This window comes from Succinivibrio dextrinosolvens DSM 3072 (genome assembly GCF_900167015.1).
GTDB lineage: Bacteria > Pseudomonadota > Gammaproteobacteria > Enterobacterales > Succinivibrionaceae > Succinivibrio > Succinivibrio dextrinosolvens.
This window is the reverse complement of record NZ_FUXX01000024.1, coordinates 1-23,016: the sequence shown is the minus strand read 5'-3', so window position 1 is coordinate 23,016 and position 23,016 is coordinate 1. Positions and strand designations below refer to the sequence as shown.

Here is a 23,016-nt window from a genome sequence, read left to right as displayed (position 1 = left end):
TCTCTTAATTTTCTTTTAGTGTTAGCATTACTTTCGAAAGTATTATTCACAACAAGGCTGTTCCGCCACTCAAAATAATCTTACCGGTTTATATTTATGGATTTCAAGCTACATTCAGAGTTTAAGCCAACAGGCGATCAGCCTCAGGCTATTGAGGCTATTCGTAAAGGCTTTGAGCGGGGAGATAAGTTTCAGACCCTCTTAGGTGTTACAGGTTCTGGTAAAACTTTTACCATGGCAAATATTATAGCTTCATTGAACCGTCCTACAATGATCCTTTCTCATAACAAGACTCTCGCGGCTCAGCTATATGGAGAGATGAAGGAATTTTTTCCCGAGAATGCGGTGGAGTACTTCGTTTCATATTACGACTACTATCAGCCTGAAGCCTATGTTGCCGCATCTGATACCTATATCGAAAAGGATGCTCAGGTAAATGATCATATCGATCAGATGAGACTTTCTGCCACCAAGGCTCTTATGGAGCGAAAGGACGTGATTGTGGTCTGTTCGGTATCTGCCATCTATGGTTTAGGTGAGCCTGAAACATATCTTAAGATGATGCTCCATGTTTCACGTGGTGAGTTTATTTCTCAGGAGCAGATTACGAGACGACTGTCAGATCTCCAGTACACAAGAAATGATCTTGGCTTTGCTCGTTCAACATTCAGAGTTAGAGGGGATGTTATCGATATTTATCCTTCAGACTCTGATGGCTATGCTGTAAGAATTGAACTCTTTGATGAAGAGGTTGAGTCTATTAAGACCTTTGATCCTCTTACAGGTGAGATTAAGCAGATTCTGCCTAGAGTAACCATCTTCCCTAAGACTCATTATGTAACACCAAAGAATATTCTGGATCACGCGGTAGAGCAGATAAAGGAAGAACTAAAGGACAGATGTCAGTATTTCCTTGATAACGGCAAACTGCTTGAAGAACAGAGAATCAGAGAGAGAACAACCTACGATATTGAGATGATCAACGAGCTTGGTTATTGCTCTGGAATCGAGAACTACTCAAGGTATCTTACAGGAAGAAAAGAGGGAGAACCTCCTCCTTGTCTTTTTGATTATCTGCCGGAAGATGGTCTGCTAATCATCGATGAGTCGCACGTGACTGTACCTCAGATTGGTGCCATGTATAAAGGAGATTTCTCAAGAAAGGAAAGCCTTGTTAATTTTGGTTTCCGTCTTCCTTCTGCTTTTGATAACCGTCCTCTGAAATTCGATGAGTTCAGAAAGCTGCAGCCTAAGACTTTATATGTGTCTGCAACTCCAGCAGAAATGGAGTTAAAGGAATCTTCTCAGGTTGTTGAACAGATTATCAGACCAACCGGTCTTTTAGATCCGATTATTGAAGTACGACCAGTTGCCTCCCAGGTTGATGATGTTATGAGTGAGATCCGTGAGCGCGCCAGAAAGAACGAGCGCGTACTTGTGACGACTCTAACCAAGAAAATGGCAGAGGAGCTAACTGGCTACCTTGCTGAACATGATATACGCGTAAGATATCTGCATTCTGATATTGATACAGTTGAAAGAATGGAGATTATCCGTGACCTGCGCTTAGGAGAGTTTGATGCTCTTATCGGTATTAACCTGCTGCGTGAAGGTCTGGATATGCCTGAAGTATCCTTGGTTGCTATTCTGGATGCTGATAAGGAAGGCTTCCTTCGTTCTACTAGATCACTGATTCAGACTGTTGGCCGTGCCGCCAGAAATGTTAATGGAAAGGCAATCTTCTACGCGGATAAGGTTACCCCTTCGATGCAGGAAACTATTGATGTAACCCAGAGGCGACGTGAGATTCAGGAAAAATACAATCATGACCACGGTATAGTTCCTAAGCAGATTGAAAAGAAGATCCTGGATATTATGGAAGTTGCCATCAACGATACCAGTTCATTTAAGGTTCCTGATGAAGAACGCAAGAGACCGATGTCTCGAAAGGAGTGGGAGAAGAAGAATTCTGCTCACAGGATGACAGCAAAGGAAATCACTTCAAGAATCAAGGTATTAACCGACAAGATGGTTGATCTTGCAAGAGAGCTTAAGTTTGAGGAAGCGGCTGCTCTCCGTGATGAAATTGCTGACTTGAAACAGGCTCTGATTCTAATGCCGGGCCTTGATGATAAGGAATAGAAAATAGAACTGAAACACTCTTTTGAGTGTTTCAGTATAAAAACCTTTACTGGTTTTTCTGGTAGGTCTTGGTTAAAACATCCAGCATGAACTCAAGAACATTCTTGAGATCCTCTTCATCGAGCTCTGCATCGGTATCAACTCTTGAAACCTCTGAAATAGTTGCAAGATCAGCAAGAAGCTCCTTATCCTTAATCTTCTCCATGGTGCCATCCTCAGCATTGATGCTTAATCCTAATGACAGTCCATAGGAAAGGTCTGCTAAAACCTGAAGTCTGATTTTCTTTTCTACGGATGAGTCTGGCATAGCAAACAGATCCTCGTCCGCATTCTCAAGCTTTGATTCACAATCCATAGCAAGATTGGTCATAGCTGCAACTACTGCTCCTGGAAGAGGTTCTCCGTCATTTAGGAGGTTTGAGAAGATGGAGTTGAATACTCTGTTGCCTGGAGCGATTCCTTTTGCCAGAGCTCCCAGCATCAGTGCATACCACTGAAAGTGACCTTCGTTGATTCCAGCGTTTGTTAAGTCAGACTTAACCTTTGTATATAAATCTTTATCTGCCATAATCGTTCCAACCTAAAAAATATAAAGAGAAGCTGAAACTTCTCTTTAATGACTGACTATTTCGCTCAGTACGTAAAGACCTGTGTAGAATACTGTTCCAACACCCACTGTCAGATAGTAGGCTACACCTTTGCTTTCCTCGTTATCTTTGTTTTTGTCTTCTGTGCTTTGCTCTTTATCTGCATCAGTCTCAACTGTTACAGGAGGAGCTGGTTTTAAAAGCTCTGCCTTAACAGGATCCTCTATCTCTTTATTATGGGCTGTGCAGCCTGTAATCAGAAGCAAAACAAGACCAAATGCAAGAATAATCTTATGCATTTGCTGTTTCTAATCCGAAAGTTACCTAAGTTAAAAAAAATTAAAAGGCTTTTTTATCAGTTTTCTTCAAAAAAATAAGGTGAAGAAACAGGATGTAATGTAATTTTTTTTTATAAATTCAAAATTTCTAAAAAATTATATTATAATTAGTCAGAATTTTTTAGCACCAATGTGGGAAAAATCCTCAGTTCGGTGTATCGCTTTTTCAAAAATGGAATTTAAAAATGCATCCAATGCTTAACATTGCAGTTCGTGCTGCACGTGCTGCTGGTAATCTAATTGCACGCAATATTGGCCAGCAAGATACTTTTGAAGTTGCAACAAAGAATAAAGATGATTTGGTTACAAGCATTGATAAACAGTGTGAAAAAGTTATCGTTGACACTTTATTAAAGTCTTTCCGTGACCATGGCATTATTGCAGAGGAAGGTGGAGTTCAGGGTAATCCAGATTCTGAATATCAGTGGATTATTGATCCTATCGACGGTACCACAAACTTTGTTCAGGGTATTCCTCACTGCGCAGTATCAATTGCTTTAAGACACAATGGCAAGACTGAAATTGGTGTAGTATTTGATCCAATGGCAAACGAGATGTTTACTGCAGCTCGTGGAAGTGGAGCATTTTTAAATGGCCGCAGAATCCGTGTTGGTTCACGCGATTCATTAGACGGTGCTATCATTGGTACCGCTTTCCCAACAAGATATCGTGACAGAATGCATGCTTATCTTGAGCTATTCTCTCGTTTAATCTCAAATTGTGCTGACGTACGTCGTATGGGTGCAGCAAGTCTGGATCTGTGCTATGTAGCTTGTGGTCGTTTTGACGGCTACCTAGAGCAGGGCTTAAAGGCTTGGGATTTCTCTGCTGGTGATTTAATTCTTCGTGAAGCTGGTGGTATCGTAACCGACTTTATGGGCGAGCCAAACTATGTTAAGAGTGGAAACGTAGTTTCAGGTAATCCAAAGGTTCTACGTGCACTTCTTCAGGTTTGTGACGTTCAGAATCTACCTGCAATTCTAAAATAATCATTCCATTAAAAAAAACTGCGCCAAGACAAAGTGGCGCAGTTAAAAGTTTCAATTCCTTTTGTTGTTTGTTTTCTAAGATCTTTCAGCTACAGGACCTACTGTAGCTCTTTTGTTCCCAAACAGATCTTTAAGCTGTGCTAAGAAAACTTCTGCTGTTGCCAGACTATCAACTAGAGCATTATGGGCTTCATATGCTGGGAATCCACGTTTTTCTCTGATTGACACTAGTCTTACATCAGGATTAGGTTCATTTCGTCTTAGATTCTTTTCTATTGACATGGTGTCAAAGACAATAAATGGCAGAGGATCTTTATCCTCAAGACCTAATGTCTTCTTAATGAAATTCATTTCAATATATTTGCAGTGAACAAGTACGATTCCGCCTGAGATTTTATCTAAAAGCTCAACTACAGCAGCAACCGGATCTTTTCCATTTATAAGCTGCTCAGGAGTGATCTGATTGATAACTGCTGAGTCTTTTTTGATATATTTTGAATTGTTAACGAAATAATGAAATGATGTGTTAAAGTCAATGGAGTTTTTAACCAGACCGATTCCACCTATAGACAGAATGTAATTATCAGTTGGGTCAACTCCGGTTGTTTCAAAGTCAATTGAGGTAAACTTGCACTGATCAATAAAGCTATCTGAAGAAGGGAGTTCCCTCTCATAAAACGGTTTTATTTCCTCTGTACATCTGGATGATGACAGGAACTTCTTACACTGTTTTCTATGTTTTTCGACCCTGTCAAATAGCTTTAAGATTTCCATTATAGAACTCCGCGACCTCCAGCGAATCTGAATAAAGCGCCCTTCTGATGCTTAGCAATAATCTGGAAAGCATCTCTTAGGTGGTTTCTTTCAAACTGGCTTAAATCGTTAGGAACGATATTGTTAGAGAGTTTCTCTCCATTCTTCATTGATTTAAGCTGGTGGTTGAATCGTACGCTGTTCAGGAAGGTATAAGCCTCAGAAAGCTCCTTATAGTCTTCTTCCTTTAACAGATCTGCCTTAACAGCTGCCTTCAATCTTTCATAGGTATCAGTGGTGTCTGTTTGTGCGCAGATACCGTATAGTCGAGCCATTTCAATAATCAGATTGATAGCCTGTTTCTTGATATTCAGATATGGTTTGTTGTCTCCGTCCTTGGTAAGAACAAACTGTCTGAAGGTACCTACAGGAGGTGATACTGCTGCAGATATATTCATCAGAGTTGCCATAAAGCGACTGTTGTTCTTTGCAGTCTCAATCAGATGCATGCGCAGCTGTTTTACCAGCAGGGTATGACCGTAAAGACATCTCATATCTAAAAATACTGAGCTTGATAGGATTGCATCCTGATCTGTATCTGAAATCCACTTGGTGTAGTATGACTTCCATGTATCAAGACTTGCCACCCAGCGAGGATTTGATGCCATGAAATTACCATCACACAGTGGGTATCCGCACTTATCCAGATTTTCGGTTACAAATTTGGCTAGCTTTACAAAGTATTCTCTCTGTTCGTCTGTAAGCTCGGTCTTGGTAATAATGCAGTTGTCCTGATCAGACAGGAACTGAACCTCTGAACGAGCCTGAGAGCCTGCTGCAACGAACGCATAGTCAACAGGAGCGCGTCCCAGCTGATCTTCTGCGATTCGTACAAAAGCCTGAGCGAAGTTGTCTGCAATATGGCTCATAACCTTCTGTATAGTGTGAGGCTTAACATTAGTTGTTACCAGAGTTTCAAAGATTTCTTTTTTCTGTTTTGACAGTGAAATGATCTTATTCACATCCTTTGCAGTCTGGAGTTCCTGACACAGGTAAACTGTCTGAAGCTGAGAATTCTGTAACAGACTGGTGGTAGAAACTGTACCGAATACCTTGTTGTTCTTCATGACTGGAATGTTTTTTATGTCGTACATTACCATCATTTCCAAAGCGTCATATACAGACTGATTTGATTCGATGGTCATGATGTTTCTTGTCATGATTTCGTTGATAGGGGAATTGATATCCATGCTCTTGGCAACAGCTTTAAGGGTGATATCTGATTTGGTAACTACACCTTTAAGCTCGTCATATTCAATAACCACAGCCATATCGGTATTGTGTTCGCCAAGTTTGATGGCGGTATCAACGATAGAGGTTGAAGGGGTAACGATTGCAAGGTCGTGATTGCAGACTGAATCAATAGATTTAAATGTTGATGACTGTTTTTCTTCTTCTGAGATTTCATCTGCATAGTTATGAGATGAGGACAGACGAACCCATTCCTTAGAGTCAAAGTAATCGCCTACAGCCTTATTCTTTTCAATTAAATAATGAAGAACAGTTCTAGGAAGAAGATAGAGAAGGGTATTTTCAAGGAAAACTGCCTTATAGTCACTCTTTCCTTCTTTATCCATCTGAGTGAAGCCGAAGGTATCACCAACACTGAATCTTCCTCTTAGTGAGCCGTCATTCTTATATCTGGTTTCAACTACACCAGCTCTAACCATAAATAAACCGGCACCTGCCAGAGTTTCATCCTCAAGCACATCTCCAGGGGAATGGTATGTAATCTGAATTTTTGTTGCAGTAGCATCTTTCTCAAGTTCACTCAATTGAGAGAAAGGGTATGTTTTGGAAATGAATTCATATATGTTTGGTAATAGAGACTTATCCATGGTCACCCCTCATTAAACTATGAGTTAAGTCTAATGCAAAATAAAATATTATTCTTAAACAAGGTTCTTGTTTCAAAGAAAATCATTTGAATTAGTAAAAAAAATCTGAAAAAAATACTAACATAAAAAAAGCCGGTAATTTTACTTACCGGCTTTAATCTGTATTCTATATTAAACGTTAGTTCTCAATGAAAGGATCTGTATCTCGCTGGGTATCAATAATCTTGGTTGCAGCGCTTGAGGTCTTACCATTTAAACCACCTGCTCTAGGTGAAGTTTCCACAGCATTACCTTTATCAAAATCTCTTCCTGAAGGAACGTTTGAATAATCAACTGGATCAACAGTAGGTTCTGAGATTCCCTCGATACCGTTTAATTCTGCATCACGAAGTCCGCCAACCTTGATTGAGTATTCAATGTGAAGGTCTTCATGAATATCACGACCTGAAGGAATGTTGCTGAAGTCAACTGAGAAATCCTTTCCCTGTTCCATCTGCTCTTCAGTATATTCTCTCTTAGGAGTCTTGTAAGGCTTTACTTCCTTAATCTTAGACTCTGCAGCCTTTGGCTTTGGAGGAGTACTGATTCTTCTTGGCTTTGGAGCTGGAGTCTGCTCAGATGAACGCTGTTCATTGCGCTCTTCCTTTGGTGCTGATTCCTTTGGCTGACGACGAGAACGAGGCTCTTTTGCTGGAGCATCTTCTGCTCCGTTGTTGCGGGCCTTACGCTGTCTCTGCTGTTTTGGCTGACGCTGTGGAGCTTCATTTGCTTCCTGACGAGACTGCTTCTCAGCCTTCTCAGTCTTTTCATTGCGCTCTGCCTTTTCAGCACGCTCTACCTTCTCCTGTTTAGCCTGAGCTGAACGAGAATTCTGCTTGTTGGAGTTTCTCTGTCCACGCTTGTTCTGGTTTTCAGAACGCTGCTTAGTACCCTTTTTCTGAGAGCCCTTGCTGTTCTTCTTTGCAACAGGTTCTTCCTTCTTCTGTGCTCCGAATAGAGAACCGAAGAATGACTTGATTGAACCTATGATTGAACCAGGCTCATCCTGAACCTTGTTGCGACCATTTCTTGCATCCTTCTTCTGGGATGTAATCTTAGGTGCAGTCATGGTTGAAGAAATGATATCGCCGTTGATTGCAGGAGTGTCATTGGTTGCATTGCTGATACCAACGTTCTGAACAACCTTCTGAAGCAGAGGATTCTCAAGTATATTCTCTGCCTTCTGACGATTATCCTTATCAAGCTCACGTAAAACTTCCAGGCTGTGAATGTTGCTTTCTTTGCTGGTTGGAGTCTGGATGCAACGGTTTACCTGGTATTCCTGAGGCATGTAAGTCTTTTCAGGGATGATTGTAATTCTGGTCTTAGTTCTTTCTTCAATTGCAGCAAGAGCAGCTCTCTTCTCATTTAGAATGAATGTTGCTACTTCAACAGAAGCAATTGCGAATACATCACCTGCATTCTCCTTGTGTGACTCTTCCTCAATCAGTCTTAGAATTGACAGAGCTAGAGACTGGGTATCACGGCAGGTACCCTGACCGTTACACATAGGACATACATGAGAGCTGCTTTCCTCTAATGAAGGACGCAGTCTCTGACGTGACATTTCTAATAGACCGAAACGAGATAGTCTGCTGAACTGAATACGAGCTCTATCCTGACGAACGGCATCTCTCATTCTGTTTTCGATTTCACGCTGATTCTTCAGTGGAGTCATATCGATGAAGTCGATAACAACAAGACCACCAACGTCTCTTAATCTCAACTGTCTTGCAATTTCCTCTGCAGCTTCGATATTAGTCTGAAGAGCTGTCTCTTCAATATCTCCGCCACGGGTAGCCTTTGCTGAGTTAACATCAATTGAGGTTAGAGCTTCAGTAGGATCAATAACGATAGCACCACCTGAAGGAAGTCTTACTTCTCTCTGGTATGCAGTATCGATCTGGCTTTCGATCTGGAACTTGCTGAATAGAGGAATGTCTCCGTTGTACAGATGTACCTTTGAAGCAAACTCTGGTCTTACAAGCTCAATATAGTGAAGAATCTGCTTGTAGGCATCTTCACTGTCAACCAGGATCTCGCCGATATCAGGTCTTAGGTAATCGCGGATTGCTCTTAGAGCAATGTTTGATTCCTGATGAATTAGGAATGGTGCAGGACGGGTTGATGCAGCCTGTTTAATCATGCTCCATAACTTGGTTAGAATGGATAAATCCCATTCTAATTCCTCTGCACTCTTACCTACACCTGCAGTACGAACGATAACGCCCATACCCTCTGGTACGGTAAGTCCCTTTAGAGCAGCCTTAAGTTCGGTTCTGTCCTCACCCTCGATACGACGTGAAATACCGCCTGCACGAGGATTGTTTGGCATTAGAACCAAATAGCTGCCAGCTAGAGAAATGAACGTAGTAAGAGCTGCACCCTTTAGACCGCGTTCTTCTTTTTCAATCTGAACGATAACCTCAGTACCTTCCTTTAGAGCAGAACGGACTGAAGCGTGGTCATTGAAATTGGTGCCTGCTGGGTAATACTCGCGTGCAATTTCTTTTAGTGGAAGAAAGCCGTGGCGGTCAACACCATAATCGACAAAAGCTGCTTCTAAGCTAGGCTCGATTCGAGTAATGGTTCCCTTATAGATGTTCGCTTTCTTATTGGCGTGCTGTGGAGATTCAATGTCTAGATCATACAGCTTCTGACCATCGACTAAGGCAACACGGATTTCTTCAAGCTGTGTTGCGTTTATAAGCATTCTCTTCACGAGAAATCATCCTAAATTTGTGGTTTTCAAAATGCAAAACCCAACCAAGCTCTATTGTAAGCAGCCTTTCGGCAGAGCCAATGCATTGAAAACAAGTTTTTCTTACACCTTTAAATGACGCGCCTATACTTTCAAAAAAGTGGGGTCTATTTATTGGCAACCTTAATCGTCAGTCTTTACCTTTTTTTGCTTTATCGCATAAAGACGCAAGGCATCCCTTGCAGACTTCTGATTAGTTATAAGGCGAGTTGAAATCATGAACAAAGCGATTATCGCACTTCGCCGCCGATATTATGCCACAAAAGAGGAAGGTAAACTTATCTTGGCAGTGCAAAATTGTTGTTTTTTTTGAAGTGTATCAATACAGGAAAATGTTATAGCGATTATTACTTGTTTTATAAGAGTTTTTCTTTTGTTTTTGAATGCTGATTTTTACTTATTCCATGAAATATTTTGCATTAAGAATCTTAACTTGTTGTTTAATATACTATCGTTTTTTACATTTTCTCTTCAGGAGATTTTCTGTCCTGTTATATCAATTTCTTCTTCGTTTTTTGCTTAAATGAGATCTGATTCTGTTGACATGTTTTTGTAAGCTTGATTTTTAAGGAAAAATTAAAATCAAATCAGCTTTGTTTTAATGTACAATGTGTGCAAGTTTTTTTATGGGAATTTTATGTCAGATAAACACGTTGTATCACACGGTGTAAGTTATAACACCGCTAATGAAGATGACGAAGGTCAGAGACTGGACAATTATCTTGCAAGAGTTTTAAAGGGTGTACCTAGAAGTATGCTTTATAGAATTCTTAGAAGAGGAGAAGTCCGTGTAAATAAGGGTAGAGTATCACCTTCATATAAGCTTAAGGCTGGTGATATAATCCGTATTCCTCCTGTAACTGTTACAGAAGGTCCTGTTACCATTCCTTCTTCAAATCTTCACCTGGTTCAGGATCTGAAGGATAGAATCCTGTTTGAAAATGAAGATCTTCTAGTTGTTAACAAGCCTGCTGGTCTGGCAGCTCACGGCGGAAGCGGTATTGAATTTGGTCTTATCGAGGCTCTAAGGGCTTTAAAGCCTGATCAGAGATTTTTGGAGCTTGCTCATAGACTTGATAAGGAGACTTCTGGCTGTCTTATTGTTGCCAAGAGAAGATCTGCATTGAGAAATCTTCATGAGCAGTTCCGTCAGAGAATTGTAAAGAAACGTTATCTGACACTAGTTCCTGGAAAATGGGACAGACGTGTTCATCTTGTAGATGCTCCTCTGGTTAGAAATGAACTGAGATCTGGCGAGCGTATGGTTGAAGTAAGCTTTAAAAATGGTGCTCCTTCTTCAACCGGCTATGATGTAGTTGAGTTTTTAAATGGTGCTACCCTGATGGCGGCAATGCCTCATACAGGTAGAACACATCAGATTCGTGTTCACTCTGCCTATGTAAAACATCCTGTTGGCGGAGATGAAAAGTATGGTGACAAGGAATTTAATGCCTACTTAAAATCTATTGGTCTTAAGAGAATGTTCCTTCATGCTTTTAAGATTACTTTCTTAAATCCTGCAGATGGAAAAATGCTTAAGGTAGAGGCTCCTCTTCCTCCAGAACTTGAGCAGGCAGTTGAAGCTCTTAGAATCAAGGAAGAGTAATTTAAAGAAATAGCTTTAAAACTCTGAATGAGGATGTCCTTCAATCATGAATGACATCCTCATTTCGTTTCTACAATGAGAATTTTCTCTAACGATTAAACAATATATGACCTATGGAGAAAAAGAGTTTTTGGAGTACAATACACCTCCAAAAAATAAAGAGGCTTTTGACGAAATATGGAAGTAAAAAAAGACTATTCATATATAGATGGAAGAAGAGATTTGGTTTTTGATTCATCTTTTCCTGAATTTAAGGACTCAATTAAGGCTGTTGTTTTTGATCTGGATGGAACTTTAACAGATAGTATCACTCAGATTATTGAGTGTACCCACAAGTCCTTTTCTCTTTTAAGTCTGCCTCTGCCAGATGAAAGAGAAATTATGAGTACCATCGGACTTGAACTTAGTGAGGGAATTAAGCAGTTACTTCCTGAAGAGAAAAAGCCAGAGTACAAGAAAATTACTTCTTTCTACAGAGATGTGTATCTGCAGTCACCAGAACTTCAGATTGATACACTCTTTGATGGAGTAGAGTCTCTGATGAAGAAAATCAGGGATAAAGGGCTGAAGATTGGCTATGCATCAGGTCGTTCAACCGCTGGTATCAAGAAAACTTTGGATGCAACAATTCTTGGTGATTACTGCGATGCAATCTGTGGTGGTTCTGAAATTCCAAAGCCAAATCCTGAAATGATGAATCTGATGGCCAAAAGACTTGGTATACCTTCAGAGAGCATCCTGGGTGTAGGAGATTCATCTTTGGATATCAAGATGTTTATTGATGCAAACAACAGATCTCTTGGTGTTCAGACAGGTGTATGGAGTGGTGATGCTTTGTTTTCACTCAAGCCTGATATGATTCTTCCATGTGTATCTGATATGGAAAAATACATCGACCTAATATAAAAAACAAAATACTCACTTTTTCGTGAGTATTTTGTTAATCTTCGTAATTATATTTTCTAATCTTCGTCGCAGATAATATCGTTAACAGCTCCATGTCCGGCTATATATAAAGGAAACTCATTGGTGCTTCTGTCTGGAAGTGAAAGAATATTCACCTTGCACTTTGGCTTTACTGATTCAAGTTTCTTTCTATCATAGTAAAGACTGTCTATAACGTTGAAATCCAGAATTACAGCCCCTGTTGCTGCTGTGTAGAAGAGGTTGCCTCTGAAATCTTTTGAAACAACATCAACGGGAACCCCCTCAAGAACTAGAGGCATTTGCGCAAGTTCTGATGCCAGTGAGTTAACAGTTCTGTTATCAGCAAGCTTTGAGAGTTGTTTGAAATTCAGATAGATACCCACATAGCTTGAGGTTTTTGCGTTATCATTGAGATTAACTGTAACTGATGAAGATCCATCATAGTTTTCTGTTGTAATGATTCCAACTGTTGGCTCTTTGATGGTTCCATTCATGGCAGCACTTCCGTTAGGGTAGACCACAGCTGTTGATTGGAACTTCTTTCTCTGACTTAAATCTTTTGCAATGATCTGTTTTAGCGATACACCATAAACCTCACCTTTACCAAGAATTACCTGGTAAACACCATAGTGTTGAGTTTCGAATCGTGCTTCCATAGTGTAAGCATAAGCACTACCAATGGTGTAGAATGCACATACACACATTGTGATGAAAGATTTTATAGACATGAATCCACCTTAAATCAGACATTCCCTTATTCTAGTGTATACTGTTAACTCAAAAATAATCAGAATTTGTATCAAATTTTAATAAATTTTAGGTAGATATCATGGCGGAATTAGCCTTTAGCGAAGTTGTAAATTTTGAAAAACTTGTTGCAAACAATGCAGAGTACAAAACAAAAATCGATCCTTCCTATTTACCAAGACTAGCTGAGGCTTGCAGCTGTATTCTTCAGCCAGTTGATGTTGAGTTTAAGTTCTATGAGGATCTGCAGGGCTTAAGAACTATTGAAGGCTCTTTTAATGCCAAGCTTCGTTTTGTATGTCAGAGATGCCAGAAAGAGTTTGACAAGGAAATTACAGGAAGCTTTATTTCAACCTGTGATGAAGAAAAAGCCAGAAGTCTAAAACTAGATGAAAAGCTTGATATTGTAGAGCTTAATGAGGATGGTTCATTTAATCTTCTGTCATTTTTAGAAGACTGTATTCTGCTTGAGATTCCCTACATCACATCTCATGATGAGGATGATCCTGAGTGTGTGAGTGCCGATGACAGCTGGTCATTTGGTGAGCTTCATGAGGATGCTAGCAAGAATCCTTTTTCAGCTCTTGCTGATTTGAAAGATAAACTGAAAAAATAGTTTTTTTTCGTTTAATTTCTTTATTTTATGAGGTGTTTGCAAAGCTTAAATAATTGTTATAAAGTTTTTTGCTTGAAAATAATATTTATAGCAAGTATAATACCGCGATTAGTGCCACAGAAGGTGGTTAAAGTTTGTTAAAAATCAGAGAAAGCGGGGCATTTAAGGTCTCCGCAATGAAGTAAATTTTAGGAGACAATAAAAATGGCTGTTCAGCAGAACCATAAGTCCCGTTCACGTCGTGACATGCGTCGTTCACACGATGCTTTATCAGCAATGCAGTTATCAATCGATAAGACTTCTGAGGAAGTTCATATTCGTCACAATATCACCAAGGGTGGTTACTACCGTGGTGAGAAGTTAAACTTAACTCCTGCAAAGCCAATCGAGTCTAAGTAATAACTTTTTTTAGTTGTCGATAAGATTCTTATCATTATGAATTTATGGAGAAGGGCATAGGGACACAGTCTCTACGCCCTTTTTGAATTGTGAATAACGATATAAATATTACTGTTGCCCTTGATGGAACCGGTGGCGATAACGTTGATGCAAAGACAGTTGCTAGCGCTGTTCGCTTTGCACTGGTTCTATATCCAAACATAAAGATAAAGGTTTATGGATCTCAGAAGCTTAAGGTTGCTTTAGCTTTCGAGAAAGTTGATTCTAGCAGATATGAATTCATTGATGCTCCAGAATGCATTCCTCAGGATGAGGATCCTAGAGCCGTTTTGGAAGGTTACCGCACATCAGCTATGCGTCGTGTTATTGAAGCGGTTAAAAATAAAGAAGCTGATGTTGCTGTTTCAAGTGGTGGCACAGGACCGTTAGTAAGCCTTTCACGCCATATTCTTGGAACCATTGGCGGATTAAGACCTGCATTATGTGCAAAGATCCCTGCTGGTCCATCTAAATATTCTCTAATGCTAGATCTTGGGGCTAATGCTTCAAGCAATGCTAAGGATCTTCATGATTTCGCCTTTTTAGGTCAGGCAGCTTATCAGTGTTTCTACAATGTTTCCAAACCTAGAGTGTGTGTTCTAAATGTTGGAAGCGAGAGAAACAAGGGCAGTGCTCTGGTTAAAGAGGCTCGTGATCTTATTGAGCAGGATCATTCATTAAACTGCTACGGCTTTGTTGAGGCTGATAAGCTGTTTACTGATGATGCTGATGTAATTGTTACTGATGGCTTTACCGGCAATGTAGCATTAAAGGCTGCTGAAGGTGTAGCCTCTGCATTCCTGAATGCACAGGGAATGAAGAAGTTTTTCTCAAAACTTGCCAGACCAGAATGGCTTCAGCCATGGCAGTATAATGGCTCTGTTCTTCTTGGTGTTGACGGCTTAGTTATAAAGAGTCATGCCAGTGCAGGAAAGGAGGCTGTTGCTGTTGCTCTGGTAGAGGCAGCAAAGACCGCTCAGTTGAATCTGGTTGAGTCTATTAGAGAAAAGCTACAGTAAACTTTAATCGATACCAACACATAAACTCAGTAATTTTTCTAACGTTTTTGTTTGTTTTTAAAGAATAAGTAAAAAATCCTCAGATTTTTAGGAAATTTTATTTATTCTTGATAAAATACCAAAATTGTTTTTGTAGAAATTGGAGAATTCTTTGTTTACTCGAATTCTTGGAACAGGTAGTTATTTACCTGAACAGGTGCGTACCAACGCTGATTTGGAAAAGATGGTTGATACCTCTAATGAGTGGATCATTGAACGCACCGGTATAAGTGAGAGACGTATTGCAGCTCCAGATGAGACTGCTGCTTCTATGGGCGCAATCGCTGCTAAAAGAGCTATCGAAGCTGCCGGCATTGATGTTGGTGAGATTGATCTTGTTATATGCGCTACAACATCTGCTCAGTATGCATTCCCTTCTGCTGCTTGTGAAGTTTCAGGTCTGCTGGGTATTAAGGATAGACCTGCTTTCGATTTAGCTGCAGCATGTTCTGGTTTCAGCTATGCATATTCAGTTGCTCATTCAATGATTATTTCTGGTCAGGCAAAGAAGGTTCTGATTGTTGCCGCCGATTTAATGTCACGTGCATGTGACCCAACTGATAGAACCACAATTATTTTATTTGGTGATGGTGCTGCCGCTTGTGTTTTAGGTGAATCTGAAACAGAGGGTACTATCGCTACTCACATTTCAGCAGATTCAAAATTCGGACCATTGCTATCATTACCATACGCTAAGCGTGGAAACTTCACCGGCGATGATTCATGGCTATATATGAAAGGTAATGATGTTTTCAAGCATGCTGTTACTGTTTTAGCTTCTCTGGTTAACACAACTTTAGAGAAGGGTAATATGACTGCAGCAGATCTTGACTTCCTTGTTCCTCATCAGGCTAATTTAAGAATCATTGCTGCTACTGCAAGAAAGCTTAAGCTTGATATGGACCATGTAATTGTTACATTGGATAAACAGGGAAATACATCAGCTCCTTCTGTTGGTCTTGCCTTAGATGAAGGTATTCGTTCCGGCAAGATTAAGAGAGGAGATATCCTTTTATTAGAATCCTTTGGTGGTGGATTTACCTGGGGTTCTGCTCTGGTTCGTTACTAGATTCCATCAAAATGACTGTTGCCTTAAAGATAGGCAATGACAGATTTAATTTTGAAAAAAAGTTTTTCTTAAATTCAGGAGATTCTTTATGAAGAAATTTGCAGCAGTTTTTCCAGGACAGGGCTCTCAGAGCGTTGGAATGTTTGCTGATTTTATGGACAATGAAATCGTTAAGGCAACATATGCTGAGGCAAATGAGGCTTTAGGTTATGATCTTCAGGCTGTTACCTTAAATGGTCCTGATACAGAGCTTAACAAGACTGAAGTAACTCAGCCTGCTATCTTAACTGCTTCTGTAGCTGCATTTAGAGTTTTAATGTCAAAGTCTGATAAACCTGTTGCTTTAGCAGGTCATTCTTTAGGCGAGTACAGTGCACTAGTTGCTGCAGGCGTTATTGATTTTAAAGATGCTGTTAGACTAGTAAGACTTCGTGGTCAGGCAATGCAGGAGGCTGTACCTGCTGGTGTTGGCGCTATGGCAGCTATTCTTGGTATTGATGACAACGCAATTATCGAGACCTGTGCTAAGGTATCAACCGATTCTGAAAAAGTATGGGCAGCAAATTTCAATACTCCAGGTCAGGTTGTAATTTCTGGTAACAAGTCAGCTGTTGATAAGGCTTGTGCTGAATTTACAGCAATGGGTGCCAAGAGAGTTGTTCCTCTAGCTGTTTCTGCTCCTTCTCACTGTCCTTTAATGCAGCCTGCTGCTGACAGATTGGCTGAGGCTTTAAAGTCAATCAAGATTAACGATGCCTCTATTCCTGTATATGTTAATGCTTTAGCTAAGCCATTAACCAAGGCTTCAGATTTAGTTGATGCTCTTGTTAAGCAGTTAACTATGCCTGTTCGCTGGGTTGAAACTGTTCAGGCTTTAAAGGCTGACGGTGTTGAAGCTCTTGTAGAGTGTGGCCCTAACAAGGTTCTATGCGGTTTAAACCGTCGTATTGACAAGACCTTGGGTAGCGCAAATATCTGCAACGAGCAGACCTTAGAAAAAGCTTTAGAAGAATTAGCATAGGAAGTAGATTATGTTTAATTTAGATTTTTCTGGAAAGATTGTATTAGTTACTGGTGCATCACGTGGTATCGGTAAAGGTATTGCACAGGCATTTGAGCAGTTAGGTGCAACAGTATATGGTACTGCAACCTCAGAGAAGGGTGCTGCTGGTATTACTGAGTACCTGAATGGTCATGGCAAGGGCTTTGTTATGAACTCTCTTGATAAGCAGACCGTAGAAGACTGTTTCAATGCAGTTGTAGCTGATGCAGGTACCTGTCCAGATATTATCATTAACAATGCTGGTATTACTCGTGATACCTTATTCATGAGAATGAAGGATCAGGACTGGTCTGATGTTTTACAGTGCAACCTGTTTGCCTGTGTGCAGATGTGTAAGCTAGCAATCGGTCCTATGATGAAGAAGAGAGCAGGTAGAATCATCAATATCTCTTCAATCGTAGGTCAGGATGGTAATGCAGGTCAGTGTAACTACGCTGCTGCAAAGGCTGGTTTAATCGGCTTTAGCAAGTCATTAGCAAAAGAAGTTGGTTCAAGAGGTATTACAGTTAACTGTATTGCTCCTGGTTTCGTTGCTACTGATATGACTGCTGCATTAAATGAAGAGCAGTTAAAGGCTTGGACTAATTCAATTCCTTTAAAGAGAGCTGCTTCTGTAGATGATATCGCTGGTGCTGCTGTATTTTTAGCTTCAGATTTAGCTGCTTATATCACTGGTTCTACCATTGATGTAAATGGTGGTTTACACTGCAACTAATTGATACTTATGCATATTTGTGAATTAAATTACTTTTTGTATATTTTATTCTAATTTTTACTACCAAAAGTCATTTAAAACATATATAATTGCATGTAGTTTTGTTTGGGTCCTAGCATTGGGCTGGGGCGTTTTTTTTAGTAAAGGGACAGCGCTGCCTTTGCAGCCTGGTCAAGGAAAAAAATGAGCAATATTGAAGAGCGCGTAAATAAAGTTATCGTTGACACATTAGGCGTTAAGCCTGAGGATGTTGTACCTGAGGCATCATTCGTTGATGATCTTGGCGCTGACTCACTAGATACCGTAGAGCTTGTAATGGCTTTAGAGGAAGAGTTCGGTACCGAAATCCCTGATGAGGAAGCTGAGAAGATCACTACCGTTCAGGCCGCAATCGATTACATCAACAACAATCAGTAATAGCTGGTCGGTGTTGAATTTTAAGGGTGAATAATATATTCCCCCAATATTTAAACATTTAAAGTGGACTGGAGATGCTAAACATCTCCATTCTTTTTAGAAGATTTTGTATCACCTTTTATAAAGCTTACAAAGGATTCATCTGGTTATACCAGTTCTTTGAATGTTGATAATGTTATGACACTGTCATAACAAAAGAATTCATGACGGAAATCATCCCGTCTAAAGCGTAAGGGAAATTAATATCCCTACGTTGAGTCAATTATCAGGCTTTTAATGCTTGTTATTCGGTAATTTATTACCGATGTAGTTCACAAATCAATAACGGAGATCCAACGGTGCAATTACGTAGGGTTGTAGTTACCGGAATGGGTATGTTAAGCCCAGTTGGCGGTACTTTAGAAGAATCATGGAAAAATTTATTAGCTGGTAAGAGCGGTATCACTACTGTTGAACATTTTGATACTTCAGATTTCTCTGTAAAGATTGCCGGTTTAGTAAAGAACTTTAATGCAGAGCAGTGGGGCATTACCACTAAAGATGCTCGTAAGATGGATGAGTTTATCCAGTACGGTATCGCTGCAGGCATTATGGCATTAAATGATTCTGGTCTTGAAATTACTCCAGAGAACGCTGATAGAATCGGTACAATGATCGGTTCAGGTATTGGTGGTCTAACTCTTATTGAGAAGAACATTACCGGCTTAGTTGCTAAAGGTCCTCGTGGAATCAGCCCATTCTTCGTTCCATCAACTATTATCAACATGGTTTCAGGCCAGCTTTCAATCATGAAAGGTCTGCGTGGTCCTAACCTGTCTACTGTTACAGCTTGTGCTACCGGTACTCACGCTATCGGTTTATCAGCAAGACTGATTGCTTTCGGTGATGCTGATGTTATGGTTTGTGGTGGTGCAGAAAAAGCTTCAACTCCAATGGGTATTGGCGGTTTCGCTTCTATGAAGGCTCTATCTCACCGTAACGATGATCCTGAGCATGCTTCACGTCCATGGGATAAGGATCGTGATGGCTTCGTTCTAGGTGACGGTGCAGGTGTTCTGATTCTTGAAGAGTATGAGCACGCTAAGGCTCGTGGTGCTAAGATTTATGCTGAGTTAGTTGGCTTCGGTATGTCAGGTGACGCTTACCACATGACTGCTACTCCTTCAACCGGTGAAGGTGCTGCAAGATCAATGATGGGTGCACTGAAGGACGCTGGTGTTAAGCCAGAGCAGGTTAACTATATTAACGCTCACGGTACTTCAACTGCTGTTGGTGATTTATCTGAATTACGTGCTGCTAAGAGCCTATTCGGTGATGCACCAAAGAACTGCTGCATGAGCTCAACCAAGTCAATGACTGGTCACCTTTTAGGTGCTGCTGGTGCTATTGAGGCTGTTATCACTGTTATGTCAATTAAGGATCAGATTTGTCCTCCAACAATCAATCTTGTTAACCCAGAAGATGAGGTTGGTGATTTCAATCTTGTTCCTGGCACTGCTCAGAAGCATGATATTGAGTACGCAATGTCAAATAACTTTGGCTTCGGCGGTACCAATGGTTCACTTCTATTCAAGAGAATGTACTAATTCATATAGTTATCCCGCTAAATTTAGCGGGATAATGTTATATAACGAACAATTCTTTTAATATTCCCAGTATTTCATTTCTATATACTATTCCATAATATCTGCTGTCAAAAGAATCCTTCTTTAGACTTGCTACCAGGAATTCATCTTTATTTAAGATTCTTTTTATTTTTGAATAGGTTAGCTTTTGTCTGTTTTTGTCATAAGGCACAGGTTTTGTCTTAGGTAGGAGCTTCCCATTTACATAAATTCCTTCATTAGTAATTTCAACGAAATCATTTTCTGATGCAACTATAGTTTTTCCAATAGGGGATAATCCGTTTTTACATTTACCTACTGGAAGATAACCTCTTGTCTTTGCTATTTCAACATATTCGTTACTTAGACAGAAAAGTATTGTCTTATTATTACCTAATATTCCTTTATTTCTATCGAGGGTATAAATTCCAATCGGTATTGATGAAGTTGTATTGATTTGAATATCAAATAGATAAACGCACAATGTGATTATAAAAATGATAGTTGAACAAGATAGAATCTTCATAAAAATAGCACCAATAAAAAAGCCGTTATTATTCTAACGGCCTTTTTTGTGATGCTTTTTTTAAGCGTGTCTTTTTTGTGAAAATTGGAAATAACGCTCTGATTTTTAATCACTATTTGAGAGTGATTCAATTGCATCCTGAGTTTCCTGTTTCTGCTTGATAGCCTTTTCACCGATAAGCTTAATCAGTTCAATGTAGATTAAGTCGATAATAAAGAAGACTGAAAGGCGTGAATCAGCATAACCCTGAGCAAGATCGTAATCGTGAACAGCATGTAAAACAGTAATATCAGTAAATGAATAAAGAGGAGATGTGGTTTCTGCTGTAATAGCGCAAATCATAGCTCCTTTCTTTGAACATAATGCCGCTGATTTAACAAGTTCTGGAGTCTGACCAGAATTTGAAATATAAATTGCTACATCCTGATTTGTAATCATTGCTGAATGAGTCATGATTTCGTGTGAATCAGTGTAGCATCTTGCGTCAATACCAATACGTGCAATTTTTCTTGCAGCATCTCTTGCAAGGTAGCCAGAACTACCGATACCAAAGAAGAAGACGTGTCTTGCACCAACAATCTCTCGGGTTAGTTTAGTAACAGACTCAAATCCAATTTCAACAGCTGTCTGAGACAATAGGGTCTGGTTTAACTGCAGCAGCTTTTGTGCTGTGGTTTCACAGCTTTCTTTCAGATTGATTGCTGTTCTTTTACCGTGACTATCATTATCTTGTGCTCCAAGATCCTGTGCCAGGGCAATTTTGAAATCCTTTAGAGTTTCAAAACCGAATTTTCTTGCGAAACGGGTAACGGTTGCATGTGATATATCGCAGTCTGCTGATATCTCTGAAATAGATGATGAACAGGCTTTTAAGCCATTTGCCAGAAAGTAGTGAATGAGTTTATTGTCTGATTTTGACGCCTTGATTTGCGGATTGCTTAGTCGTCTTAATATGCTCATTGGAATTCCTTAATGTTGTTTTATATTTTTTATATAGTTATAAACTGAAAATAATTCTACGCTTTTTATTCACAAATGTGCGTGTCTGAACATACAAAACTAGAAAAAAGTTAGTTTTTTTCATAAAAATCTGTTGTTTTTTAATATAGTTATCTAAATTCCACATTTATAAGAAGTAAATAATCTTTACATATTAAAATTATTTTGTTTTTTTTAATGGACTAAAATTTTTGGATAGATAAGAATTTTGTTATAAAATAGTGCATATTTGATCAAAACTAGACTAATAGTGTTCTTTTTGCTACATTTTAGAACAATTTAATACGAACAATTTTTAACAAGAGGTCAAAATGACTACAAGAGTTGGAATTTACGGTTACGGCAATTTAGGTCGTGGAATTGAAAGAGCTTTAAAGTATGCAGAAGATCTAGAGCTTGTTGCTGTATTTACTAGAAGAGATCCTTCTTCTTTAACTCTATCAACAGCAGGAGTTCCTGTAGTAAGCGTTAATGACGTTGAGTCATATAAAGATAAGATTGATGTAATGATTCTATGTGGTGGTTCTGCAACCGATCTTCCAGAGCAGACTCCTGTTTTATCAAAGTTATTTAATGTGATCGACAGCTTTGATACCCATGCTAAGATTCCTGAGCATTTTGCAAATGTAGATGCTGCTGCAAGAGCTACAAATCATATTGCTCTGATTTCTGCCGGTTGGGATCCAGGCATGTTCTCATTAAACCGTTTATACGCAAACGCTGTATTACCTAACGGTAAAGACTATACCTTCTGGGGTAGAGGTGTAAGTCAGGGCCATTCTGATGCAATTCGTCGTATTGAAGGTGTTGCAGATGCAAGACAGTATACATGTCCAATTGAGTCTGCTCTTGAGGCTGTAAGAAGCGGTTCAAATCCAGAACTAACTACTCGTCAGAAGCACACAAGACTTTGCTATGTTGTTCTAAAGGAAGGTGCTGATGCTGCTAAAGTTGAGAATGAGATTAAGACCATGCCTAACTACTTCTCAGATTACGATACAACTGTTAACTTCATTTCTCAGGAGGAGTTAAACAAGAATCATCGTGGTCTACCTCACGGTGGTTTTGTTTTAAGATCAGGTAAGACTGGTTTTAATCTTGAAAACAATCACGTTATCGAGTATAGCTTAAAGCTTGATTCTAACCCAGAGTTTACTGGTAGCGTAATTGTTGCCTATGCAAGAGCTATAGCACGTCTTCACAATGAAGGTGTTAACGGCTGTAAGACTGTATTCGATATTGCTCCTGCTTATCTATCTCCACTATCAGGAGAGCAGTTAAGAGCAACAATGCTTTAATAAAAGTCTTTAAATCTTATTTCAAAAGTCCCGTATAGCGCGGGATTTTTGTTTTTCTGGCAATCTCCACTTCGTTTAATCGAACTAAAACGAATTGTTTCTTCTGAAAGATTCTTGTATTCGTAGGAAATGGTAACCTGTACTTTGCAAAGTAGGTACAACGTATTCTAATCAAATCTCACAAAAAATTTAAATAACAATCAGTTAGATAATTTTTTTAGTGCTATAATGTAGGTATTATATAGTTGTACCTACAAAGATATTTTATTATGAGTAAAATTGCTCCTCTACCAACAGTTTATTGTTGTAAATCAAAGAATAGAACCTATATTCGCACCTATAAGAACTCTCGTGTTGAAGGTAAAAATTATCCTGTTAAAACAGATATTCGTAATATTGCTGAAATTGCAAATGGTGAAGGTGTCG

General features: G+C 39.5%; 21 protein-coding genes. 13 read left to right on the top strand and 8 right to left on the bottom strand.

Translation table 11 applies throughout. The annotated features are described in order from the left end of the window. The first annotated feature begins 96 nt into the window (after positions 1 to 96). Complete coding sequence (gene uvrB, locus B5D46_RS07505) at positions 97 to 2,142, top strand: excinuclease ABC subunit UvrB (RefSeq protein WP_078928932.1); 2,046 nt, start codon at positions 97 to 99, stop codon at positions 2,140 to 2,142. Positions 2,143 to 2,188: 46 nt separating this feature from the next. Here uvrB and B5D46_RS07500 read toward each other — a convergent pair whose 3' ends face one another. Both B5D46_RS07500 and B5D46_RS07495 read right to left on the bottom strand, forming a co-directional pair. Continuing rightward, the gene (locus B5D46_RS07500; RefSeq protein WP_031491228.1) at positions 2,189 to 2,710 is read right to left on the bottom strand and encodes a hypothetical protein; all 522 of its coding nucleotides are present in this window, start codon (positions 2,708 to 2,710) and stop codon (positions 2,189 to 2,191) included. Positions 2,711 to 2,755: 45 nt separating this feature from the next. Beyond that, positions 2,756 to 3,028, bottom strand: coding sequence for a hypothetical protein (locus B5D46_RS07495; protein ID WP_078928931.1), 273 nt, complete (start codon positions 3,026 to 3,028; stop codon positions 2,756 to 2,758). A 224-nt stretch (positions 3,029 to 3,252) separates the two neighbouring features. Between B5D46_RS07495 and suhB the strand changes: the two genes are divergently transcribed. Beyond that, positions 3,253 to 4,056 carry an inositol-1-monophosphatase gene (suhB, locus tag B5D46_RS07490; RefSeq protein WP_031491229.1) on the top strand — a complete coding sequence of 268 codons (804 nt, stop codon included), beginning with the start codon at positions 3,253 to 3,255 and terminating at the stop codon, positions 4,054 to 4,056. Positions 4,057 to 4,131: 75 nt separating this feature from the next. Here the strand turns inward: suhB and B5D46_RS07485 are convergent, their stop codons facing one another. The 3 genes from B5D46_RS07485 to rne all read right to left on the bottom strand — a co-directional run bounded on the left by B5D46_RS07485 (position 4,132) and on the right by rne (position 9,468). Next, positions 4,132 to 4,830, bottom strand: coding sequence for an exonuclease domain-containing protein (locus B5D46_RS07485; protein WP_078928930.1), 699 nt, complete (start codon positions 4,828 to 4,830; stop codon positions 4,132 to 4,134). After that, positions 4,830 to 6,707 (bottom strand): DUF294 nucleotidyltransferase-like domain-containing protein, encoded by a 1,878-nt coding sequence (locus B5D46_RS07480; protein WP_078928929.1) that lies wholly within the window; start codon positions 6,705 to 6,707, stop codon positions 4,830 to 4,832. Before B5D46_RS07480 ends, B5D46_RS07485 begins: the two co-directional genes overlap by 1 nt. A 178-nt stretch (positions 6,708 to 6,885) precedes the next feature. Beyond that, positions 6,886 to 9,468, bottom strand: a complete 2,583-nt coding sequence (rne, locus tag B5D46_RS07475) for a ribonuclease E (protein ID WP_143675625.1) — start codon at positions 9,466 to 9,468, stop codon at positions 6,886 to 6,888. A gap of 676 nt (positions 9,469 to 10,144) precedes the next feature. On the opposite strand from rne, the gene rluC reads away from it, so the two are divergent. Beyond that, a complete protein-coding gene (gene rluC / locus B5D46_RS07470) occupies positions 10,145 to 11,113 on the top strand; it encodes a 23S rRNA pseudouridine(955/2504/2580) synthase RluC (protein WP_078928928.1) in 969 nt (322 codons plus the stop codon). A gap of 177 nt (positions 11,114 to 11,290) precedes the next feature. Then, on the top strand, positions 11,291 to 12,019 hold the full coding sequence (locus B5D46_RS07465; RefSeq protein ID WP_078928927.1) for an HAD family hydrolase: 729 nt from the start codon (positions 11,291 to 11,293) through the stop codon (positions 12,017 to 12,019). Between the two features lie 56 nt (positions 12,020 to 12,075). Here B5D46_RS07465 and B5D46_RS07460 read toward each other — a convergent pair whose 3' ends face one another. Then, positions 12,076 to 12,768: a hypothetical protein gene (locus B5D46_RS07460; protein ID WP_078928926.1), complete on the bottom strand. Its 693-nt coding sequence runs from the start codon at positions 12,766 to 12,768 to the stop codon at positions 12,076 to 12,078. Positions 12,769 to 12,869: 101 nt separating this feature from the next. On the opposite strand from B5D46_RS07460, the gene B5D46_RS07455 reads away from it, so the two are divergent. The 8 genes from B5D46_RS07455 to fabF all read left to right on the top strand — a co-directional run bounded on the left by B5D46_RS07455 (position 12,870) and on the right by fabF (position 19,749). Beyond that, the gene (locus B5D46_RS07455) at positions 12,870 to 13,403 is read left to right on the top strand and encodes a YceD family protein (protein ID WP_078928925.1); all 534 of its coding nucleotides are present in this window, start codon (positions 12,870 to 12,872) and stop codon (positions 13,401 to 13,403) included. Positions 13,404 to 13,607: 204 nt separating this feature from the next. Beyond that, positions 13,608 to 13,802 (top strand): 50S ribosomal protein L32, encoded by a 195-nt coding sequence (gene rpmF, locus B5D46_RS07450; RefSeq protein WP_031491240.1) that lies wholly within the window; start codon positions 13,608 to 13,610, stop codon positions 13,800 to 13,802. An 89-nt stretch (positions 13,803 to 13,891) separates the two neighbouring features. Next, positions 13,892 to 14,860, top strand: a complete 969-nt coding sequence (locus B5D46_RS07445) for a phosphate acyltransferase (protein ID WP_159443053.1) — start codon at positions 13,892 to 13,894, stop codon at positions 14,858 to 14,860. 151 nt (positions 14,861 to 15,011) lie between these two features. Next, complete coding sequence (locus tag B5D46_RS07440; protein WP_078928923.1) at positions 15,012 to 15,968, top strand: beta-ketoacyl-ACP synthase III; 957 nt, start codon at positions 15,012 to 15,014, stop codon at positions 15,966 to 15,968. A gap of 88 nt (positions 15,969 to 16,056) precedes the next feature. Continuing rightward, positions 16,057 to 16,989 (top strand): ACP S-malonyltransferase, encoded by a 933-nt coding sequence (gene fabD, locus B5D46_RS07435; protein WP_031491243.1) that lies wholly within the window; start codon positions 16,057 to 16,059, stop codon positions 16,987 to 16,989. Between the two features lie 10 nt (positions 16,990 to 16,999). After that, on the top strand, positions 17,000 to 17,746 hold the full coding sequence (locus B5D46_RS07430) for a beta-ketoacyl-ACP reductase (RefSeq protein WP_078928922.1): 747 nt from the start codon (positions 17,000 to 17,002) through the stop codon (positions 17,744 to 17,746). A 183-nt stretch (positions 17,747 to 17,929) separates the two neighbouring features. Then, on the top strand, positions 17,930 to 18,163 hold the full coding sequence (gene acpP, locus B5D46_RS07425; RefSeq protein WP_031491245.1) for an acyl carrier protein: 234 nt from the start codon (positions 17,930 to 17,932) through the stop codon (positions 18,161 to 18,163). 338 nt (positions 18,164 to 18,501) lie between these two features. Beyond that, positions 18,502 to 19,749 (top strand): beta-ketoacyl-ACP synthase II, encoded by a 1,248-nt coding sequence (gene fabF, locus B5D46_RS07420; RefSeq protein WP_078928921.1) that lies wholly within the window; start codon positions 18,502 to 18,504, stop codon positions 19,747 to 19,749. 37 nt (positions 19,750 to 19,786) lie between these two features. On the opposite strand, the gene traF is transcribed toward fabF, so the two are convergent. Both traF and B5D46_RS07410 read right to left on the bottom strand, forming a co-directional pair. Continuing rightward, complete coding sequence (gene traF / locus B5D46_RS07415; protein ID WP_078928920.1) at positions 19,787 to 20,293, bottom strand: conjugative transfer signal peptidase TraF; 507 nt, start codon at positions 20,291 to 20,293, stop codon at positions 19,787 to 19,789. Positions 20,294 to 20,398: 105 nt separating this feature from the next. Beyond that, a complete protein-coding gene (locus B5D46_RS07410) occupies positions 20,399 to 21,253 on the bottom strand; it encodes a MurR/RpiR family transcriptional regulator (protein ID WP_031491249.1) in 855 nt (284 codons plus the stop codon). A 350-nt stretch (positions 21,254 to 21,603) separates the two neighbouring features. On the opposite strand from B5D46_RS07410, the gene B5D46_RS07405 reads away from it, so the two are divergent. Further along, positions 21,604 to 22,590, top strand: a complete 987-nt coding sequence (locus B5D46_RS07405; protein WP_078928919.1) for a diaminopimelate dehydrogenase — start codon at positions 21,604 to 21,606, stop codon at positions 22,588 to 22,590. Positions 22,591 to 23,016: the final 426 nt, after the last annotated feature.